Below are 17,422 nucleotides of genomic sequence, written 5' to 3' on the forward strand. Positions count from 1 at the left end.
TCTCCGGTTTCACCTCACGCAGCACCCTGCGCGAGGCCTATGGCGCCTCGATCACCGCGACGGTGCGCGACGTCGCGGCCCGCATCAACGAGCCCACGCTGCTGGTGGTCGGCGAGCACGACGAACTGGGATCGATCCGCGCCCAGCGCGCGCTCGCCCGCAGCTTCCCGCGGGCCCGGATGCGGGTCATTGGCGATGTCGGGCACTTGATCCACTACGAAAAGGCGGCCGAGGCCGCATCGCTCATCGAGGACTTCCTGGCCTCCGAGCATCCCTGGGTGCCGCAAGGCATACCGCGCACCACGTACCGTGACCGGATTGCGGGTGTGGCGACAGGCAACCACGCACAGCACAACAACTAGGGCCCGGGCGAACGTCGCGGCACGTCGGCATCAACCGCCGGCATCTGCCACCGGATCGGCCACGGGATCGGCCACCGGATCAGAGGATCCCGTCCGGATCGATGCGAATGGAGACGACGGGCTCCTTCGCCGCGCTGAAGGTGGCGCGCAGGGCGCGCAGGGCAGCGGTGACCGCGGGGCCCTGGGCGTAGGAGAAGAACAACAGCCAACGGTGCTCTCCCTCCCCCAGCAGCACCGGCCCGTGCCGGCGCACCTCATCGCCCACCTCCAGCGCCGCCATGAACTTGTCGGCGGTCGCCGCGGGTCCCTTGACCATGGCGGTGCGCACGGCCGGGGGCAGGCCCAGGGTGCGCCGCTCATCGAGTTCGGCCTCCGCGTAGGCCGCGGCGTCGAAGCGCACCAGGGCGCGCATCGGCTCGCCTGGTTCCCCGGCAACCACCACGGTGCCGCCGCCCGGACGGCCGTCGGCCGCATCGCGCCCGCGGGCCAGGTGCGCGGCACCCATCCAGCGGTTGAGTACTTCCTCGCCGGTGCGCAGCCCTTCGCGGGCCATCATCCGGTCCCCGTCCAGCAGCAGCACCGCCGCGTACCCGTCCTGGGCCACCGGCTCGGCACCCGGGGTTGCCACGACCAGCGCCGGGGTCGCGGGCACGGTGTACAGCGGCTTGGCCCCGGTGGCGGCGACGACCTTGACATGGGGAAAGGCGCGGCCCAGTTCCTCGGCGGTGCGGTCCGCGCCGATGGATGCGGCGCGCAGGCGCATGAATCCGCACTCGACGCAGTTCCAGGGGTTTGCCACCAGTCCGCACCAGCCACAGGCCGGCGCCCCGCGGGCATCGTCAAGGGCCAGCGGGCCGTTGCAGGCGGTGCAGCGGGCGGGGGTGCGGCAACGTTCGCAGCGCAGCGCGGGCATGAACCCGGTCCGTGCCACCTGCACCAGCACCGGCCCGTGGGCCAGCGCCGCCTTGGCCTCGCGCCAGGCGGCCGCGGGGAGCCGGGCCGCGTGCAGCATCGGGTCCCGGTCGGCCTCGAATTCGTCGGAGGCGGCGATGACCCGCGGCGCGTGGGCGCGCAGCAGCTTCCGCTCCGCGACCAGTTCGGCGGCCCAGCCGCTGCGGATCAGCCGCTGGGCCTCGGCGCTTCGCCCTGGTGCAGCAAGCAATAGGCCGGCGTCCTCGATCCCGCACCGCAGCAGCAGCACCTCGCGGGCGTGGTGGTACGGGGCGCGCGGCTCGGCGTGGGAATTGTCGGCATCGTCCCAGATGACGGCCAGGCCCAGGTCCTTCACCGGGGCGAAGGCGGCATTGCGGGTGCCGACCACCAGCCGCGCCTGCCCGCGGGCGACACGCAGGAAGTTGCGGTAGCGGGGGGTCGCGCCGTCCTCGGCGCTGAGCCGGGCGTAGCCGTGCTCGCCGATGCGCTCATCGAGGGTGGCGCAAAGCCGGGTGAGGTCGCGGGCGTCGGGGACAACGATGAGCACGCCGCGTCCGGAGGCCAGGGTCAGTTCGGCGGCCTCGAGCAGCAGCGCCGGCCAGTCCCCGGGCCTGTTGGGCACCGCCGAGAGCACCGCGCGCGGCGCTCCTCCGGTCCGCAGCGCCTGGGCGTAGTCCGCACCGCCGTGGTACTCCGAGAGCAAGGCGGCGGAGGGTTCGACGGGCCCGTGCGGCGAGGGTTCCTCCGCCGGGGATTCGCCGACGGCGTCCTTCTCGGTCTCGACCCTGGCCATGCGGGCAGGGACGGCCGAGCGCAGCACGTCCCAGACCCCGCCGGCATAGCGTTCGGCCACGGCGCGGGCCACTGCAAGCACCGGGGCGGAGAGGACAACCTCCGGTGACACCACGGTGCGCAGCGGCTGCAGCTTGATCCCGGGATCGGAGTGTTCGAGTCTTTCGGCGAGGAGACCTGCCAGTTCCTGCCCGCCAAAGCGAACCTTGACCCGGACCCCGGGTTGCGCCGCCTCGTCGAGCTCGGCCGGCACCAGGTAGTCGAAGGGGCGGTCCAGGTGCGGGACGGGGGAATCGATCACGACCCGGGCGACGGGCAGTTCCTCGGCCATGTTGGGGATGCCTGGCAGCGGGGATGACAGGTCAAAGCCCGCCAACAACGATGGTTGGGCCGAGCGCTCCATGCACCGCACCTCCCCTTTACCCGCCTTGAGAATTACCCTACCGTCGGCATCCGGCCAACCTTGGCCAGCCCGGCCGAACCGCGCTTAACCGCGAATCGGGTGCCGCATCGCCTTGCGGGCGCGACACCCGATTCCCGCCAAACGTCTTCCGGCCGGAGAATCGCCCCTTAGGCGTTGAAGTACGCCTTGAGGGCGTCGACGCGGTCCAGGTTTTCCCAGGTGAAGTCGGCCTCCTCACGGCCGAAGTGGCCGTGCGCGGCGGTCTTCTGGTAGATCGGGCGCTTGAGGTCAAGGTCCTCGATGATGCCCAGCGGGCGCAGGTCGAAGATCTCATTGATCGCGGCGGTGATCTTGGCCGGGTCGACGGTCTCGGTGCCGAAGGTCTCCACGTACAGGCCCACCGGGCGAGCCACGCCGATGGCGTAGGCGACCTGGACCTCGACGCGTCGTGCCAGGCCGGCCGCGACCACGTTCTTGGCCACCCAGCGCATGGCGTAGGCGGCCGAGCGGTCGACCTTCGAGGGATCCTTCCCGGAGAACGCGCCGCCGCCGTGGCGGGCGTAGCCGCCGTAGGTGTCGACGATGATCTTGCGGCCGGTCAACCCAGCGTCGCCCACCGGTCCGCCGATGATGAAGGGGCCCGAGGGGTTCAGGATGATGCGGGTCTCGGAGGTGTCGAGCTGGGTGCCGGCAAGCACTGGGTTGACAACCTCTGCCAACAGGCCGTCCTTCAGGTCCTCCAGCGAGAACTCGGAGGCGTGCTGCGAAGAGACCACGATGGTCTGCACGGAGACCGGCTGGTCCCCGTCGTAGCCGATGGTGACCTGGGTCTTGCCGTCGGGGCGCAGCAGCGACAGCGTGCCGTCCTTGCGGACCTGGGTCAGCCGCTCGGAAAGGCGGTGCGCCAGGTGGATCGGGGTGGGCATCAACGTCGCGGTCTCATCCGACGCGTAGCCGAACATCAGGCCCTGGTCGCCGGCGCCCTGCGCATCGCGCGGGTCAACGGCGGTGCCCTCGCGGACCTCCAGGGAGTTGAACACGCCGTCGGAGATTTCCTGCGACTGCTGCCCGATGGACACCGAGACGCCGCAGCGCGCTCCGTCGAAGCCGTTGGCCGAGGAGTCGTAGCCGATGTCCAGGATGGTGCGGCGCACGATCTCCGGGATCTCCACATAGCCGTCGGTGGTCACCTCGCCCGCCACGTGCACCAGTCCGGTGGTGGTCAGGGTCTCCACGGCGACCCGGGAGTTGGGGTCCTGGGCCAGCATGGCGTCGAGGATGGCATCGGAGATCTGGTCACAGATCTTGTCCGGGTGGCCCTCCGTAACCGATTCGGAGGTGAAGAGGCGTAGCTGCGGGGATTCTAAAGTCACTGTGCCACTCTACCGGTAACAGCACACGCCGCATCGATCCGCGGATCGTCGAGGTCATGTGGAAGTGGCCACACCGTCATGATGACAATTCGTGGCGCACCGCGGCGCTTGATGACGCCGCGCGGAAGCGGACTGGCTCTTCTCCCCGCCGCCGGGGCCGTCAGTGCCGCCGAGCCGGGGCCAGCGCCCGTCCAACCGCATCGATGACGGAGGCGGCCACTTCGTCCTTGGACCCGGAGGCGTGCACCGCGGCGGCGCCGTCGGCGAAGAGGATGGTCACCGAGTTCTCGTCGGTCCCGAAGGTCAGGTTCTCCCCCACCTCGTTGACGACGAGCATTTCACAGCCCTTGCGCTTCAGCTTCGCCGCCCCGTACTCGAGCACTCCCGCCTCCGCGTCGCCGGTCTCCGCGGCAAAGCCCACGATCAGCGGCGGCAGGTCGCCCGTGCAGCCCGCGGCGGTTCGGTCGGCAACCAACGTTGCCAGGATGTCCGGGTTGCGCACCAGGGTGATCACCGGGTCGGCGTGGTCGTCGGATTTCTTGATCTTCGAATCCACGTATTCGGCAGGCCGGAAGTCGGCGACCGCTGCGCTCATGATCAGCGCATCTGCGCCTCGGGCGGCCTCGGTGACGGCCACCTGCAGCTGTCGGGCGGTGGAGGCCGTGCTGAGTTCGACGCCCGCAGGTGCAGGCACATCCATGTGGGCGGCGATGAAGCGGACGGTGGCGCCGGCGGCAAGTGCTGCCTTGGCCAGGGCGATGCCCTGCCGGCCCGAGGAGCGGTTGCCCAGGTAGCGCACGGGGTCCAGCGGCTCGCGGGTGCCTCCGGCGGAAATCGCGACGATCTTCCCGGCCAGCGGAGAGGTGGCCCCTGCAGCCGAGTCCACCGCACCCGCCGCATCGGGAAGGGACGCACCCGGCGTTCCCTCCAGATACGGCGCGAGGGCCGCGAAGATGTCCTCGGGTTCGGGGAACCGGCCGGCACCGGAGTCCTTGCCCGTCAGGCGTCCGACGGCGGGCTCGATCACGTGCACGCCGCGGCTGCGCAGCACTGCCACGTTGGCGACGGTGGCGGGGTGCTCCCACATTTCGGTGTGCATGGCCGGGGCCATGACCACCGGGGCGCCAGTGGCCAGCAGCGTGCCGGTGAGCAGGTCGTTGGCCATACCGGCGGCGGCCCGCGCCATGACGTCCGCCGTGGCGGGTGCGATGACCACCAGGTCCGCTTCCTGCCCGAGGCGGACATGGTTGACGGTGTCCACCGCCTCGAAGACGCTGGTGCGCACCGGGCGTCCGCTCAGCGCCTCCCAGGTCGCAAGGCCGACAAATTCGAGCGAGGCTGCCGTGGGGATGACGTCGACCTGGTGGCCGGCCTCCTTAAACAGCCGTAGCAGCAAAGCTGCCTTGTAGGCGGCGATCCCTGCGGATACACCTAGGACAATGCGCTTCACTGCTACCACCGATGCGTTAGTGCGTCGCGCCGGCCCGGGGGCTGTGGCCCGTTACGGCCGCACCTCCCAGGTGCGCCGGCACCCACGCGTTGTAATCGTTTGCGGCCGAGTGGCTACTCGGCGGCTTCCTCGATCTTCGAGACGTTGAGCATGCCCTCGTTGATTTCGCGCAGGGCGATGGACAGCGGCTTTTCGTTCAGGCGGGTGTCGACCAGCGGGCCGACGTACTCGAAGAGGCCCTCGTGCAGCTGGGCGTAGTACGCGTTGATCTGGCGTGCGCGCTTGGCGGAGTTGATCACCAAGGCGTACTTCGAATCGGTGGTGGTCAGCAGCGAGTCGATGGACGGGCTGATGATGCCTTCAAGGTTCGTGTTCACGAAGCCTCCAAATAACTAGATGGTGGATCAAGACGTAAGGGGGTACTGCATCCGCCGGGACGCGGCGGGTCTTGCACAAAAGTTTTTTTAGCGTGCGTGCGGGGTCAGCCCCATGAGGGTCACCAGCTCGTTTGCGGCCCGCGAAATGTCGTCGTTGACGATGGTCACGTCAAATTCCGATTCCGCGGCAAGTTCCAGTTTAGCGGTTTCCAGCCGGCGCTGCTGCTCCTCGGGGGTTTCGGTGCCGCGGCCCACAAGTCGGCGCACCAATTCCTCCCAGCTGGGAGGGGCCAGGAACACGAATGTCGCTTCCGGCAAATTCTCTTTCACCTGGCGTGCGCCCTGCAGGTCGATCTCCAGCAGCACCCGCTTCCCCGCGGCCACCGCCTCCTGGACCTTGGTGCGGATGGTGCCGTAGCTGTTCTGGCCGTGCACGACTGCCCACTCGAGCATTTCCCCGTTTTCGACCAGTTCGCCGAACTTCTCCGGACCCACGAAGAAGTAGTGCACACCGTCGACTTCGCCCGGGCGCGGGTTGCGCGTCGTGGCGGAAACCGAGAGCCACACCTGGGGATAGTTGTCGCGAATGTAGGTGGAGATCGTTCCCTTCCCTACGGCCGTGGGACCGGCGAGGACTGTGACCGCGGGGTGGGGGCTAACCGTCATGGTGTGCTTCGTTACTCTTTCGTTTTGGGTGGCGATTGCTGGAAATGATCCACCAATGCGATGCGCTGTTTGCGCCCCAGCCCGCGCAGGCGTCGGCTGGGTGAGATGCCTAGTCTATCGATAAGCGTGTGGGCGCGGATTTCGCCGACGCCCGGGACCGACTCCAGCAGGTCCATGACCCGCAGTCGTCCGATGGCCTCGTCGTGGGGAACGAGGTCCAGGAGTTCATTGATGCCCAGCTTGCCGGCGCCGAACTGGTTCTTGATTTCGGCCCGGCGCGTGCGGGCCGCCAACGCCTTTGCCCGTGCGCGAATACGGTCCTCGTCTGAGAGTTCTCGCAGTACCATGCCTTTTGCCGCCGTTCCATCTATTGGGTCAAGCACCAGGGCAACAAGCCCTGAACTGAAGATAACTAATGATGGGCCTCGATGCAATGGTTAATCGCGCTGTGGCTACCGCTAATGCGTGAACGGGTGGCAAATTCCGGTCGTGGGGCGGGTTACCGGGACAGGGGTGTAAGCAAGATCATCCCGCATTCTTCTCCCGGGGTTCGATGCGCGCCCCACATGCACCGATGTGCCACTCGCCCGGCGCCGGGACGGATCGGGCCATCGCCTGGTTCCGCCTGGCCGATTCGTCCGTCCCCGAGGTGCCCGGGAAGGGACGACAATGCCCCCGGCGCGACCCACTGGGTGGGTGTGCCGGGGGCATTGACATGGAACCTATACCGGTTGCACGGGGATCCCGTGGCTAGAGCAGCGAATCCCGGGTTGCCGCGGCGGCGTCGCGCAAGGCCCCTGCGTCGGGACCGGCCTTGAGCACGTCGCGGCTGGAGGTGCCGAGCACCTGCGGCCAGAACGCGCCGAACGACGCCTTCATGTCCGCACCCGTTGCGCCCTGGGCGCCGAGGCCCGGTGCCAGGATCGGGGCGTTGGAGGCGGCCAGGTCGATGCCCAGCTCCTCCAATGCCGCGCCCACGGTGGCGCCGATGACCAGTCCGGTGGACCCGAACGGGGTCGCACCGGCATTCTCGGCGGCCACCTGTCCGATGATGCCCTTGGCCACGGAGTCGGCGCCGCCGACGTGCTGCACGGACTTGCCTTCCGGGTTGGAGGTCAGGCCCAGGACGAACACTCCGCGGCCGGTGGCCGCAGCGAGGTCAAGGGCAGGACGCAGCGACCCGTAGCCCAGGTACGGGCTCAGCGTCACGGCATCGGCGGCCAGCGGGCTGCCCTCCCCCAGCCAGGCATCCGCGTAGGCGGCCATGGTGGAGCCGATGTCCCCGCGCTTGGCGTCGGCGATGGACAGGACGTGGCCCTGGGCGCACAGCGCCAGGGTTTCCTCCAGCACCGCCAGGCCGCGCGAGCCGTGGCGTTCGTAGAGTGCCACCTGCGGCTTGAGTGCCGCTACCTGGCCGGCCAGGGCCTCGACCACGGTGAGTGAGAAGCTGCGCAGCCCGTGCACGTCGTCCCCCAGCCCCCAGGCCGCCAGCAGCGACGGGTGCGGGTCGATGCCCACGCACAGCGGACCGTGCTCGGCCATGGCAGCCGCAAGCCGCTGCCCGAAGGGGGCGCGGGCGGCCGCCGCGGCCGCCCGTGCCTCGGCGCTAGGCATTGGCGCCGTCCCGATTCACCGCGGCAGCTGCGGCGTTTGCCTCGGCAACGCCGGCGGCCTGCAGGGTCTTGGCGTGCTCCTGCAGCGAGGTGACGGTCCACTCGAAGTGGCGCATCGCATCGATCGCCTGGATCGCGGCGCCGAATTCGGCGACGGTGGTGATGATCGGGGTGCCCACCGAGACGGCCGCGGCGCGGATCTCGTAGCCGTCCCCGCGTGCCTCGCCGCCCGAGGGGGTGTTCAGGATCATTGCGATCTCCCCCTCGGTGATCAGGTCGACGATGTTGGACTCGCCCTCGACCGAACCCTCGCGGACCTTGCGGACCACGGTGGACGGGATGCCGTTGCGGCGCAGCACCTCGGCGGTGCCGCCGGTGGAGATGATCTCGAACCCGATGTCGGCCAGGTGCTTGACCGGGATCACGATGGAGCGCTTGTCGCGGTTGGCGACCGAGACAAAGACCTTGCCCTTGGTCGGCAGCGGGTTGTTGGCAGCGGCCTGGGACTTGGCGAAGGCCGTGTCGAAGTACTTGTCGATGCCCATGACCTCGCCGGTGGAGCGCATTTCCGGGCCGAGCAGCGAGTCGACGACCTTGCCCTCCGGGGTGCGGAAGCGGGCGAAGGGAAGCACGGCTTCCTTCACCGAGACCGGTGCGCCCTCGGGCAGGTTGGCACCGTCGCCGGATTCGGGCAGCATCTTGTGCACCGAGCGCAGGTGGGCGATGGACACGCCGACCCCGATCATCGCCGCGGCCTTGGCCAGCTGCACGCCGGTGGCCTTGGAGGTGAACGGCACGGTGCGCGAGGCGCGCGGGTTGGCCTCGATCACGTAGAGCACATCGGACGCCAACGCGAACTGGATGTTGATCAGCCCGCGCACGCCCACGCCCTCGGCGATGGCGCGGGTGGCTTCGACCACGCGGTCGCGCACGTCCCGGCCCAGGGTGATGGGGGGCAGCACGCAGGCGGAGTCGCCGGAGTGGATGCCGGCCTCCTCGATGTGCTCCATGATGCCGCCGACGTAGAGGTCCTTGCCGTCGAACAGGGCGTCGACGTCGATCTCGATGGCGTCCTCGAGGAACCTGTCCACCAGCACCGGGTGGTCCTCGGTGATCTCGGTGGCGTTCTTGATGTAGCGGGCGAGGTTGGCCTCGTCGTACACGATCTCCATGCCGCGCCCGCCCAAAACGTAGGAGGGGCGGACCAGGACCGGGTAGCCGATCTCGTCGGCGATGCGCTTGGCTTCCTCGAAGGAGACGGCGGTGCCGTTCTTCGGGGCGATGAGCCCGCCGGCATCCAGCACGCGCTGGAAGGCGCCGCGGTGCTCGGCCAGGTCGATGGCCTCCGGCGAGGTGCCCAGGATCGGCACGCCAGCGTCTGCCAGTTCCTGCGCGAGCTTCAGCGGGGTCTGCCCGCCGAGCTGCACGAACACGCCCAGCACCCCGCCGGTGGATTCCTCCGCGTGGATGACCTCCAGCACGTCCTCGAGCGTCAGCGGCTCGAAGTACAGGCGGGTGGAGACGTCATAGTCGGTGGAGACGGTTTCCGGGTTGCAGTTGACCATCACGGTCTCGTAGCCGGCATTGCGCAGCGCCATGGTGGCGTGCACGCAGGAGTAGTCGAACTCGATGCCCTGGCCGATGCGGTTCGGGCCCGAGCCCAGGATGATGACCGAGGGCTTCTCGTGCAGCGCGACCTCGGTCTCCTCGTCGTAGGAGGAGTAGTGGTACGGGGTGAAGGCCTCGAACTCGGCGGCGCAGGTGTCGACGGTCTTGAACACCGGGCGGATGCCCAGGGCATGGCGGATCCCGCGGACCACGGCCTCGGTCTTGTTGGTGAGCTTGGCGATCTGCGCGTCGGAGAAGCCGTGGCGCTTGGCCTCGCGCAGCACGTCCTCGTTGAGGTCCGGGTTGGAACCGATCATCGCGGCGGTCTCGTTGATCAGCGCGAGCTGGTCAAGGTACCACGGGTCGATCGCCGTCTTCTCAAAGACCTGCTCGATGGTGGCCCCGCCCAGCAGGGCGCGCTGCACGTTGTACAGGCGCTTGGTGGAACCCTTGACCGAGTCCTCGAGAAGCTGTTCGATCTCGAAGTCCATCGGCTTGTTGAACTCGATTTCGCTGCCCTTCTGCTCCAGGGAGCGCAGGGCCTTCTGCAGGGCCTCGGTGAAGTTGCGGCCGATGGCCATGGCCTCGCCGACCGACTTCATCGTGGTGGTCAGCGTGGCGTCGGCCGCGGGGAACTTCTCGAAGGCGAAGCGCGGGACCTTCACCACGACGTAGTCAAGGGCCGGCTCGAAGGCCGCGGGGGTCTTGAGCGTGATGTCGTTGGGGATCTCGTCCAGGGTGTAGCCCAGCGAGAGCTTGGTGGCGATCTTCGCGATGGCGAAGCCGGTGGCCTTGGAGGCCAGCGCGGAGGAACGCGAAACGCGCGGGTTCATCTCGATGACCACGATGCGCCCGGTGTCCGGCTCGATGGCGAACTGGATGTTGCAGCCGCCGGTGTCCACGCCAACCTCGCGGATGACCGCGATGGAGATGTCGCGCAGCTTCTGGTACTCGCGGTCGGTCAGGGTCATGGCCGGGGCCACGGTGATCGAGTCGCCGGTGTGCACGCCCACGGGATCAAAGTTCTCGATGGAGCAGATGACCACGACGTTGTCGTTCTTGTCGCGCATCATTTCCAGCTCGTACTCCTTCCAGCCCAGGATCGACTCCTCCAGGAGCACCTCGGTGGTCGGCGAGTACTGCAGGCCGGCACCGGCGATGCGGCGCAGGTCCTCGGCGTTGTACGCCATGCCCGAGCCCAGGCCGCCCATGGTGAAGGAGGGGCGCACCACGACGGGGTAGTTCAGTTCCTCGACCGCGGCGAAGGCCTGGTCCATGGTGTGCACAATGACGGACTTGGCCGACTCGGCGCCGCAGCGCTCCACGACGCCCTTGAACTTCTCGCGGTCCTCGCCGAGTTCGATGGCCTCGATGTTGGCGCCGATGAGCTCGACGTTGTACTTTTCCAGCACGCCCGCCTTGTCAAGGGCGATGGCGGTGTTCAGTGCGGTCTGTCCGCCCAGGGTCGGCAGGATCGCGTCGGGGCGCTCCTTGGCGATGATCTTCTCCACGACCTCCGGGGTGATCGGCTCGACATAGGTGGCGTCGGCGAACTCCGGGTCGGTCATGATGGTGGCGGGGTTCGAGTTGACCAGGATGACCCGCAGGCCCTCCTCCTTGAGCACCCGCAGCGCCTGGGTGCCGGAATAGTCGAACTCGGCTGCCTGGCCGATGACGATCGGCCCGGAGCCGATGACCAGGACTGACTTGAGGTCTTCGCGCTTCGGCATTACTTCTCTCCCTGGGTGGATGCGGTGGCGGCGGTGTTCTTGGCCGCGCGCATGTTGGTGATGAACCTGTCGAACAGGTGGCTGGCGTCGTGGGGCCCGGAGGCCGCCTCGGGGTGGTACTGCACCGAGAAGGCGGGAATGTCCAGGCAGGCCAGGCCCTCGACGACGGAGTCGTTGAGCGAGATGTGGGACACCTCTACGCGGCCGAAGCGCTCCAGCGGGGCGTTTGCTGCGCCCTCGCGGGGTGCGTCGACGGCGAAGCCGTGGTTCTGGCTGGTGATCTCCACCTTGCCGGTGGCCTTGTCCAGCACCGGCTGGTTGATGCCGCGGTGGCCGAAGCGCAGCTTGTAGGTGCCGTAGCCCAGGGCGCGGCCCAGGATCTGGTTGCCGAAGCAGATGCCGAAGTACGGGATCTTCGCGTCGAGCACCTGGCGGACCAGTTCCACCTGGGTGGCTGCCGTGGCCGGGTCACCGGGGCCGTTGGAGATGAACACGCCGTCGGCGCCGAGGGCCGCCACGTCCTCGAAGGTGGCGTTGTGCGGCAGCACGTGGACGCGCACCCCGCGCTCGGCGAAGCGCTGCGGGGTCATCGCCTTGATGCCCAGGTCGATCGCGGCGATGGAGAACAGCGGCTCTCCGGCGAAACCGTGGTCCTTGGGCTCGACGGTGTACCCCTGGCTGGTGGAGACCAGTGCGGAGAGGTTCTGTCCCTCCATGGACGGCTGGGCGTTCACTGCCGCCACCAGCTCTTCCACGGACGCCTTGGCGGCGTCGCCGGAGAAGATGCCGGACTTCATGGCGCCGCGGTCACGCAGGTGGCGGGTCAGGGCGCGGGTGTCGACCTGCTGGATGCCCACGACGTCGTAGGCCCGCAGTTCCTCGTCGAGGCTGCGCTGGGCGCGCCAGTTCGAGGGGCGGCGCGCGGCGTCGCGGACCACGTAGCCGGCGGCCCAGATGCGGTTCGATTCGGCGTCGTCGTCGTTGACCCCGGTGTTGCCGATGTGCGGGAAGGTCTGCACGATGATCTGGCGGGCGTAGGAGGGGTCGGTGAGGGTCTCCTGGTAGCCGGACATGCCGGTGGAGAAGACCGCTTCGCCCAAGGCGGTGCCGATGGCGCCGTAGCTACGGCCGCGGAAAACCCGTCCGTCTTCGAGCACCAAGAGGGCTTGCTCGGTTCCCTGTACTGCTGTCACTGGTTTTCCTTTGTTTCGGCGGGTGGTTGCGTGTCGTTGGTTCCGGTGCCTGCCAGCGCGGCGATCCGCGCGGCGAGGTCCGGGAGTTCTTGGTGGTAGCGGGGGCGGAAGCCGGTGTCCACGGCCATGGTGCCCAGCACCCAGCTGATGACCAGCAGTCCGTCCTTCTCCACGAATTTCCCTGCCATGCCGCTGGCCCGGGAAACCCCGGTCAGGTCGTGGGCGGGGATGAAGAGGTCGGCTGCCCCGCGGCGGGCCAGCAGCACGCCGGCAGCGTGGATGGACAGGTCCGCGTTGGTGCGGATGCCCAGCCGGTGCGCGGCGATGCGGTCAAGCCAGTCCCCGGCCGTGGTGGTGCACACGTAGATGCCCTCGGCACTGTCCCCGAGTTGCGCGCCCAGGGCGGGGGCGCCGTCGGCGTCCTCGGGAACCGGGCTCGGGGCCGGCACCGATGCCTGGCGGCGCAGGCGGTTGCGCCAACCCAGCAGGATCAGCGCCACCATCAGCACCACGATCGCCAGGGTGATGACCACGGCTGCCGTGTACTGGCCCATTTAGGCGGCCTCGGTGGGCCGCGGGGTGTTCAACGCTCCGCCCAGCACCGTGGGGTGGCCGTGGAAGAACACCGCGGTGACCTTGCCCGGCAGCGTGAGCCCCTTGAACGGGGAGTTCCGGCCCTTGGTGGCCATCGCGAACGGGTCCACAACCCAGCGCGCGTCGGCATCCACGATGGTGATGTTGGCGGGTTCGCCCACGGCCAGCTCGCGGCCCTGGTCCTCAACCCGACCGATGGCCGCCGGGGCGGTGGAGGTGATGCGCGCGAAGTCGGCCCAGGTGATCATGCCCGTTTCGATCATGGTGTGCTGCACCACCGAGAGCGCTGTTTCCAGCCCGGTCATGCCCATGGCCGCGGCGGCCCACTCGCATTCCTTCGCCTCGGAGGGGTGCGGTGCGTGGTCGGTGCCGATGACGTCGATGGTCCCGTCGGCCAGACCGGCGCGCAGCGCCATGACGTCCGCCTCGCGGCGCAGCGGCGGGTTGACCTTGTAGACCGGGTCGTAGCTCTTGACCAGTTCGTCGGTGAGCAGCAGGTGGTGCGGGGTGACCTCGGCGGTGACGTTCACGCCGCGGGACTTGGCCCAGCGGATGATTTCCACGCTCCCGGCGGTGGAGACGTGGCAGACGTGCAGGCGGGAGCCCACGTGTTCGGCCAACAGCACGTCGCGGGCGATGATCGATTCCTCGGCGACGGCCGGCCATCCGGCTAGGCCGAGTACCGCGGAGACCTCGCCCTCGTTCATCTGGGCCCCCTCGGTGAGGCGCGGTTCCTGGGCGTGCTGGGCGACGACGCCGTCGAAGGCCTTCACGTATTCCAGGGCGCGGCGCATGATCAGCGGGTCGAAGACGCAGATGCCGTCGTCGGAGAAGACGCGGACCTGCGCGCGGGAGTCGGCCATCGCGCCGATTTCCGAGAGTTGGTCACCGGCCAGGCCCACGGTGACCGCACCGACCGGGCGCACATCGACCCAGCCCGAGCGCTTGCCCAGCGACCAGACCTGCTCGACGACCCCGGCGGTGTCCGCCACGGGGTTGGAGTTGGCCATGGCGTGCACGGCGGTGAAGCCGCCCAGTGCGGCGGCACGCGTGCCGGTTTCCACGGTCTCGGCGTCCTCGCGGCCGGGTTCGCGCAGGTGCGTGTGCACATCGACCAGGCCGGGCAGGGCGATCTGGCCGGCGGCCTCGATGACCGTGGCGGTGGCGGCCGCTGCGTGCGTTGCGGCGTCGGTGCCGAGGGCGACGATGACGCCGTCCTGGATGAGGATGTCGCTGGCTTCGTGGCCCAGCGGCTTGGCGCCGCGGATGAGATAGGCGTTGTTGGTGGTGCTCATGAGGATTGGCTCCCGTTTCTTGACAAGTTCTTTAGAGGCCGGCGGGACGCTGCTGGTCCCCCGATAGCAATAGGTACAGCACGGCCATGCGCACCGCGACACCGTTGGCCACCTGGGCCAGCACGGTGGAGCGGGGCGAGTCGGCTGCGGCCGAGGAGATTTCCAGGCCGCGGTTCATCGGGCCCGGGTGCATGATGATGGTTTCGGTCCCGGGCTGCACATCCAGCGCCGCCAGCCGGGCGTCGTCGAAGCCCCAGAGGCGCGAGTACTCGCGGGTGTTGGGGAAGAAGGAGTCGTGCATGCGCTCGCCCTGCACGCGCAGCATCATCACGGCATCGACGCCGGTGGCCAGCGTGGCGTCCAGGTCGTAGCTGATGGTGCACGGCCAGGCGTGCGAGCCGTGCGGCAGCAGGGTCGGCGGGGCCACCATGGTGACCTCGGCGCCCAGGGTGCGCAGCAGCCAGAGGTTGGAGCGGGCGACCCGGGAGTGCAGGATGTCCCCGACGATGGCGACCTTCATGCCGGAAAGATCGGCCCCCAGCGAGCCCTCCCCGCGGACCTTGGACCAGTGGGCGCGCAACGTGAACGCGTCGAGCAGTGCCTGGGTGGGGTGTTCGTGGGTGCCGTCCCCGGCGTTGACCACCGGGGCGTCGATCCAGTCGGTGGCGGCCAGTCGGGCCGGGGCCCCGGAGGCGCCGTGGCGGATGACCACCGCGTCCGCGCCGATGGCCTGCAGCGTCTGGGCGGTGTCCTTGAGCGATTCGCCCTTGGAGACCGAGGAGCCCTTCGCGGAGAAGTTGATCACGTCGGCGCTCAGGCGCTTGGCCGCGGCCTCGAAGGAGATGCGGGTGCGGGTGGAGTCCTCGAAGAAGAGGTTGACCACGGTGCGGCCGCGCAGCGCCGGAAGCTTCTTGACCTCGCGGGTGCCCACGGCGGCCATTTCCTCGGCGATGTCGAGGATGCGGATGGCGTCGGCGCGCGAGAGATCAAGGGTGGAGAGCAGGTGTTTCATGCGTGGGCCTCGATGACGACCTCGTTGTTGTTCTCCCCGTCGACCTCGGAAAGGTGCACGCGCACCTTTTCGGTGGTCGCGGTGGGAAGGTTCTTGCCGACGTGGTCGGCGCGGATGGGAAGTTCGCGGTGGCCGCGGTCAACCAGCACCGCCAGGCGGACGATGCGCGGGCGGCCCAGGTCGGCGATGGCGTCCAGGGCGGCGCGGATGGTGCGCCCGGAGTAGAGCACGTCGTCGACCAGCACCACGACCTTGTCGTCGATGCCGCCGGCCGGAAGGCGCGTGGGCACCGGGGTGCGGGTGGTGGAGTGGCGGAGGTCGTCGCGGTACATCGTGACGTCGAGTTGCCCGGTGATGGCCCGGGCGTCCAGGCCCGGCTCGGTGGCGGCGATGCGCTGCGCCAACCGCTGGGCCAGGGGGAAGCCGCGGGAGGGAATGCCCAGGAGCACCAGGTCTGCCGTTCCCTTGTTCGCCTCGATGATTTCGTGGGCGATGCGGGTGATGACCCGATCGATGTCTTCGCTGGAGAGGACAATCCGGGCACTGACGGGCGCCGTGGCACGGGCATGGTTCTGCTCGTTGCTCATGTGCGGCCTCCTTCCCCGCCTCACTGGACGGAATTTAAAGGTTGCTTGCTCCATCAAAATTAGCACAGCGGGTGCTCCACGTAGGATTTGAGACATGCGCGTTACCTCACAGCCCCCGGAGCCCTCCCCCAATCCCGCACTGCACGATCCGTGGACCGGCGGCACCGCCCCGGGCTCCATGCCCGCGCAGGCGCCGCCCGGCGCCCCGCCAACCCGCCCCGGGGGCGTCGTCACGCTGGCTCTGGTGGTGTGCACGTCAGTGCTGCTGGCCGTTGCCTGGTTCCTCTCCGGGGTCTTCGGATCCGGCACGGTGCTGTGGCTCGGCGCCCTGGCGATGGTCCCCCTGGCACTGTGCCTGTTGGGGCTGCGCTGGGTGGATCGCTGGGACCCGGAACCGCGCTCACTGTTGGCCCTGGGGCTGCTGTGGGGCGCGGGCGCCTCGGTGGCCGGATCGTTGCTGGTGGGAGACGTGTTCATGGAGCTGTTCTTCGACCCGGCCGGACGGCTTGAGATGGACCTCTTCGGCGCGGTGGTGCAGGCGCCGATCGTGGAGGAGCTGGCCAAGGGCGCCGGTGTGCTGCTGATCTTCTGGATCAACCGCGCGCATTTCGACGGGCCCATTGACGGGATCGTCTACGGCGGCATCGTCGGCGCCGGCTTCGCGTTCACCGAGAACATCCTGTACTTCGGTTCCAGCTATGCCGACCCGGGGACGCCGGGCGAACTGGCCACGGTCTTTGTGCTGCGCGGGCTCTTCTCCCCCTTCGCCCACGTGATGTTCACCGCCTGGACGGGTTTTGCCCTGGGGCTGTGCGCCGAACGCGGCAGGCGGGGCAGGTGGCCGCTGTATCTGCTCATGGGCCTTGTCCCGGCGATGATCGGGCACTTCCTCTGGAACGGCGGGGTCGGCATCTTCTTCACCGACTTCCTGAGCTTCTATTTCCTGTTGCAGGTTCCCCTGTTCATGGCCGCCGTGATCGCCGTGGTGCTGTTGCAGCGGGCCGAGCGGAAGCTGACGCAGCGGCGCCTTGCCGACTACCGGGATGCCGGGTGGTTCACCGACGCGGAGGTGGCGATGTTTGCCACGCCCGCGGGCCGGCGCCGGGCCAGGCAATGGGCGGCAGGAATCGGCCGGAGCCGCCACATGAAGCAATTCACCACCACCGCCATGAACCTTGCCGCGGTCCGCCAGCGGATCGTTGCAGGCCACGGCTCCGGGACGGACCTGGCCCGGGAGACCGCGCTGCTGCATCAATCCCACCGGCAACGGGCACAGCTGCTCATCGGCCCAAAGCCCGGGTCCGCGGGACGGTAACCGGGCGGGTGAACGGGAACGGCGGTGGATGCCCGGGCATCCACCGCCGCCATTCCCCGGCCCACCCGGCTCCTTCCACGCCTCTGGCCGTCCGGCATGCGGCGTCTGTCTATTGGAAG

At 68.9% G+C, this 17,422-nt stretch carries 15 protein-coding genes; 2 read left to right on the forward strand and 13 right to left on the reverse strand.

Going from position 1 to position 17,422, the window contains the following annotated elements; all coding sequences use genetic code 11:
• On the forward strand, positions 1–362 hold a 362-nt coding region (locus ACIPUB_RS01995), incomplete at its 5' end, for an alpha/beta fold hydrolase (RefSeq protein WP_407605870.1).
• Between the two features lie 79 nt (positions 363–441).
• Here ACIPUB_RS01995 and ACIPUB_RS02000 read toward each other — a convergent pair.
• From ACIPUB_RS02000 to pyrR, 13 genes are all read right to left on the reverse strand, one after another.
• Complete coding sequence (locus ACIPUB_RS02000) at positions 442–2,490, reverse strand: primosomal protein PriA (protein WP_407605871.1); 2,049 nt, start codon at positions 2,488–2,490, stop codon at positions 442–444.
• 167 nt (positions 2,491–2,657) lie between these two features.
• A complete protein-coding gene (gene metK, locus ACIPUB_RS02005; RefSeq protein ID WP_310287524.1) occupies positions 2,658–3,863 on the reverse strand; it encodes a methionine adenosyltransferase in 1,206 nt (401 codons plus the stop codon).
• A gap of 160 nt (positions 3,864–4,023) precedes the next feature.
• Positions 4,024–5,313 carry a bifunctional phosphopantothenoylcysteine decarboxylase/phosphopantothenate--cysteine ligase CoaBC gene (gene coaBC, locus ACIPUB_RS02010; protein ID WP_407605872.1) on the reverse strand — a complete coding sequence of 430 codons (1,290 nt, stop codon included), beginning with the start codon at positions 5,311–5,313 and terminating at the stop codon, positions 4,024–4,026.
• A 113-nt stretch (positions 5,314–5,426) separates the two neighbouring features.
• Positions 5,427–5,690, reverse strand: coding sequence for a DNA-directed RNA polymerase subunit omega (gene rpoZ, locus ACIPUB_RS02015; protein WP_217387924.1), 264 nt, complete (start codon positions 5,688–5,690; stop codon positions 5,427–5,429).
• 87 nt (positions 5,691–5,777) lie between these two features.
• On the reverse strand, positions 5,778–6,356 hold the full coding sequence (gmk, locus tag ACIPUB_RS02020) for a guanylate kinase (RefSeq protein WP_407605873.1): 579 nt from the start codon (positions 6,354–6,356) through the stop codon (positions 5,778–5,780).
• An 11-nt stretch (positions 6,357–6,367) separates the two neighbouring features.
• Positions 6,368–6,703, reverse strand: coding sequence for an integration host factor, actinobacterial type (gene mihF / locus ACIPUB_RS02025; RefSeq protein ID WP_264268953.1), 336 nt, complete (start codon positions 6,701–6,703; stop codon positions 6,368–6,370).
• Positions 6,704–7,106: 403 nt separating this feature from the next.
• Complete coding sequence (pyrF, locus tag ACIPUB_RS02030) at positions 7,107–7,970, reverse strand: orotidine-5'-phosphate decarboxylase (RefSeq protein ID WP_407605874.1); 864 nt, start codon at positions 7,968–7,970, stop codon at positions 7,107–7,109.
• Positions 7,963–11,307 carry a carbamoyl-phosphate synthase large subunit gene (gene carB, locus ACIPUB_RS02035; protein ID WP_310287540.1) on the reverse strand — a complete coding sequence of 1,115 codons (3,345 nt, stop codon included), beginning with the start codon at positions 11,305–11,307 and terminating at the stop codon, positions 7,963–7,965. The genes pyrF and carB overlap by 8 nt, the downstream gene beginning before the upstream one ends.
• Positions 11,307–12,500: a glutamine-hydrolyzing carbamoyl-phosphate synthase small subunit gene (gene carA / locus ACIPUB_RS02040; RefSeq protein WP_407605875.1), complete on the reverse strand. Its 1,194-nt coding sequence runs from the start codon at positions 12,498–12,500 to the stop codon at positions 11,307–11,309. Before carA ends, carB begins: the two co-directional genes overlap by 1 nt.
• Positions 12,497–13,054, reverse strand: a complete 558-nt coding sequence (locus ACIPUB_RS02045; RefSeq protein ID WP_407605876.1) for a hypothetical protein — start codon at positions 13,052–13,054, stop codon at positions 12,497–12,499. The genes carA and ACIPUB_RS02045 overlap by 4 nt, the downstream gene beginning before the upstream one ends.
• Entirely contained in the window at positions 13,055–14,389 is a 1,335-nt protein-coding gene (locus tag ACIPUB_RS02050; RefSeq protein ID WP_407605877.1) for a dihydroorotase, read from the reverse strand.
• A gap of 31 nt (positions 14,390–14,420) precedes the next feature.
• The gene (locus ACIPUB_RS02055) at positions 14,421–15,401 is read right to left on the reverse strand and encodes an aspartate carbamoyltransferase catalytic subunit (RefSeq protein ID WP_407605878.1); all 981 of its coding nucleotides are present in this window, start codon (positions 15,399–15,401) and stop codon (positions 14,421–14,423) included.
• A complete protein-coding gene (gene pyrR, locus ACIPUB_RS02060) occupies positions 15,398–15,988 on the reverse strand; it encodes a bifunctional pyr operon transcriptional regulator/uracil phosphoribosyltransferase PyrR (RefSeq protein ID WP_310287554.1) in 591 nt (196 codons plus the stop codon). Before pyrR ends, ACIPUB_RS02055 begins: the two co-directional genes overlap by 4 nt.
• Before the next feature lie 94 nt (positions 15,989–16,082).
• Here pyrR and ACIPUB_RS02065 point away from each other — a divergent pair, with 94 nt between their 5' ends.
• Positions 16,083–17,303, forward strand: coding sequence for a PrsW family intramembrane metalloprotease (locus tag ACIPUB_RS02065; protein WP_407605879.1), 1,221 nt, complete (start codon positions 16,083–16,085; stop codon positions 17,301–17,303).
• Positions 17,304–17,422 lie beyond the last annotated feature (119 nt).

Source organism: Paeniglutamicibacter sp. ORCA_105, from assembly GCF_045798545.1.
GTDB classification, from domain to species: domain Bacteria; phylum Actinomycetota; class Actinomycetes; order Actinomycetales; family Micrococcaceae; genus Paeniglutamicibacter; species Paeniglutamicibacter sulfureus.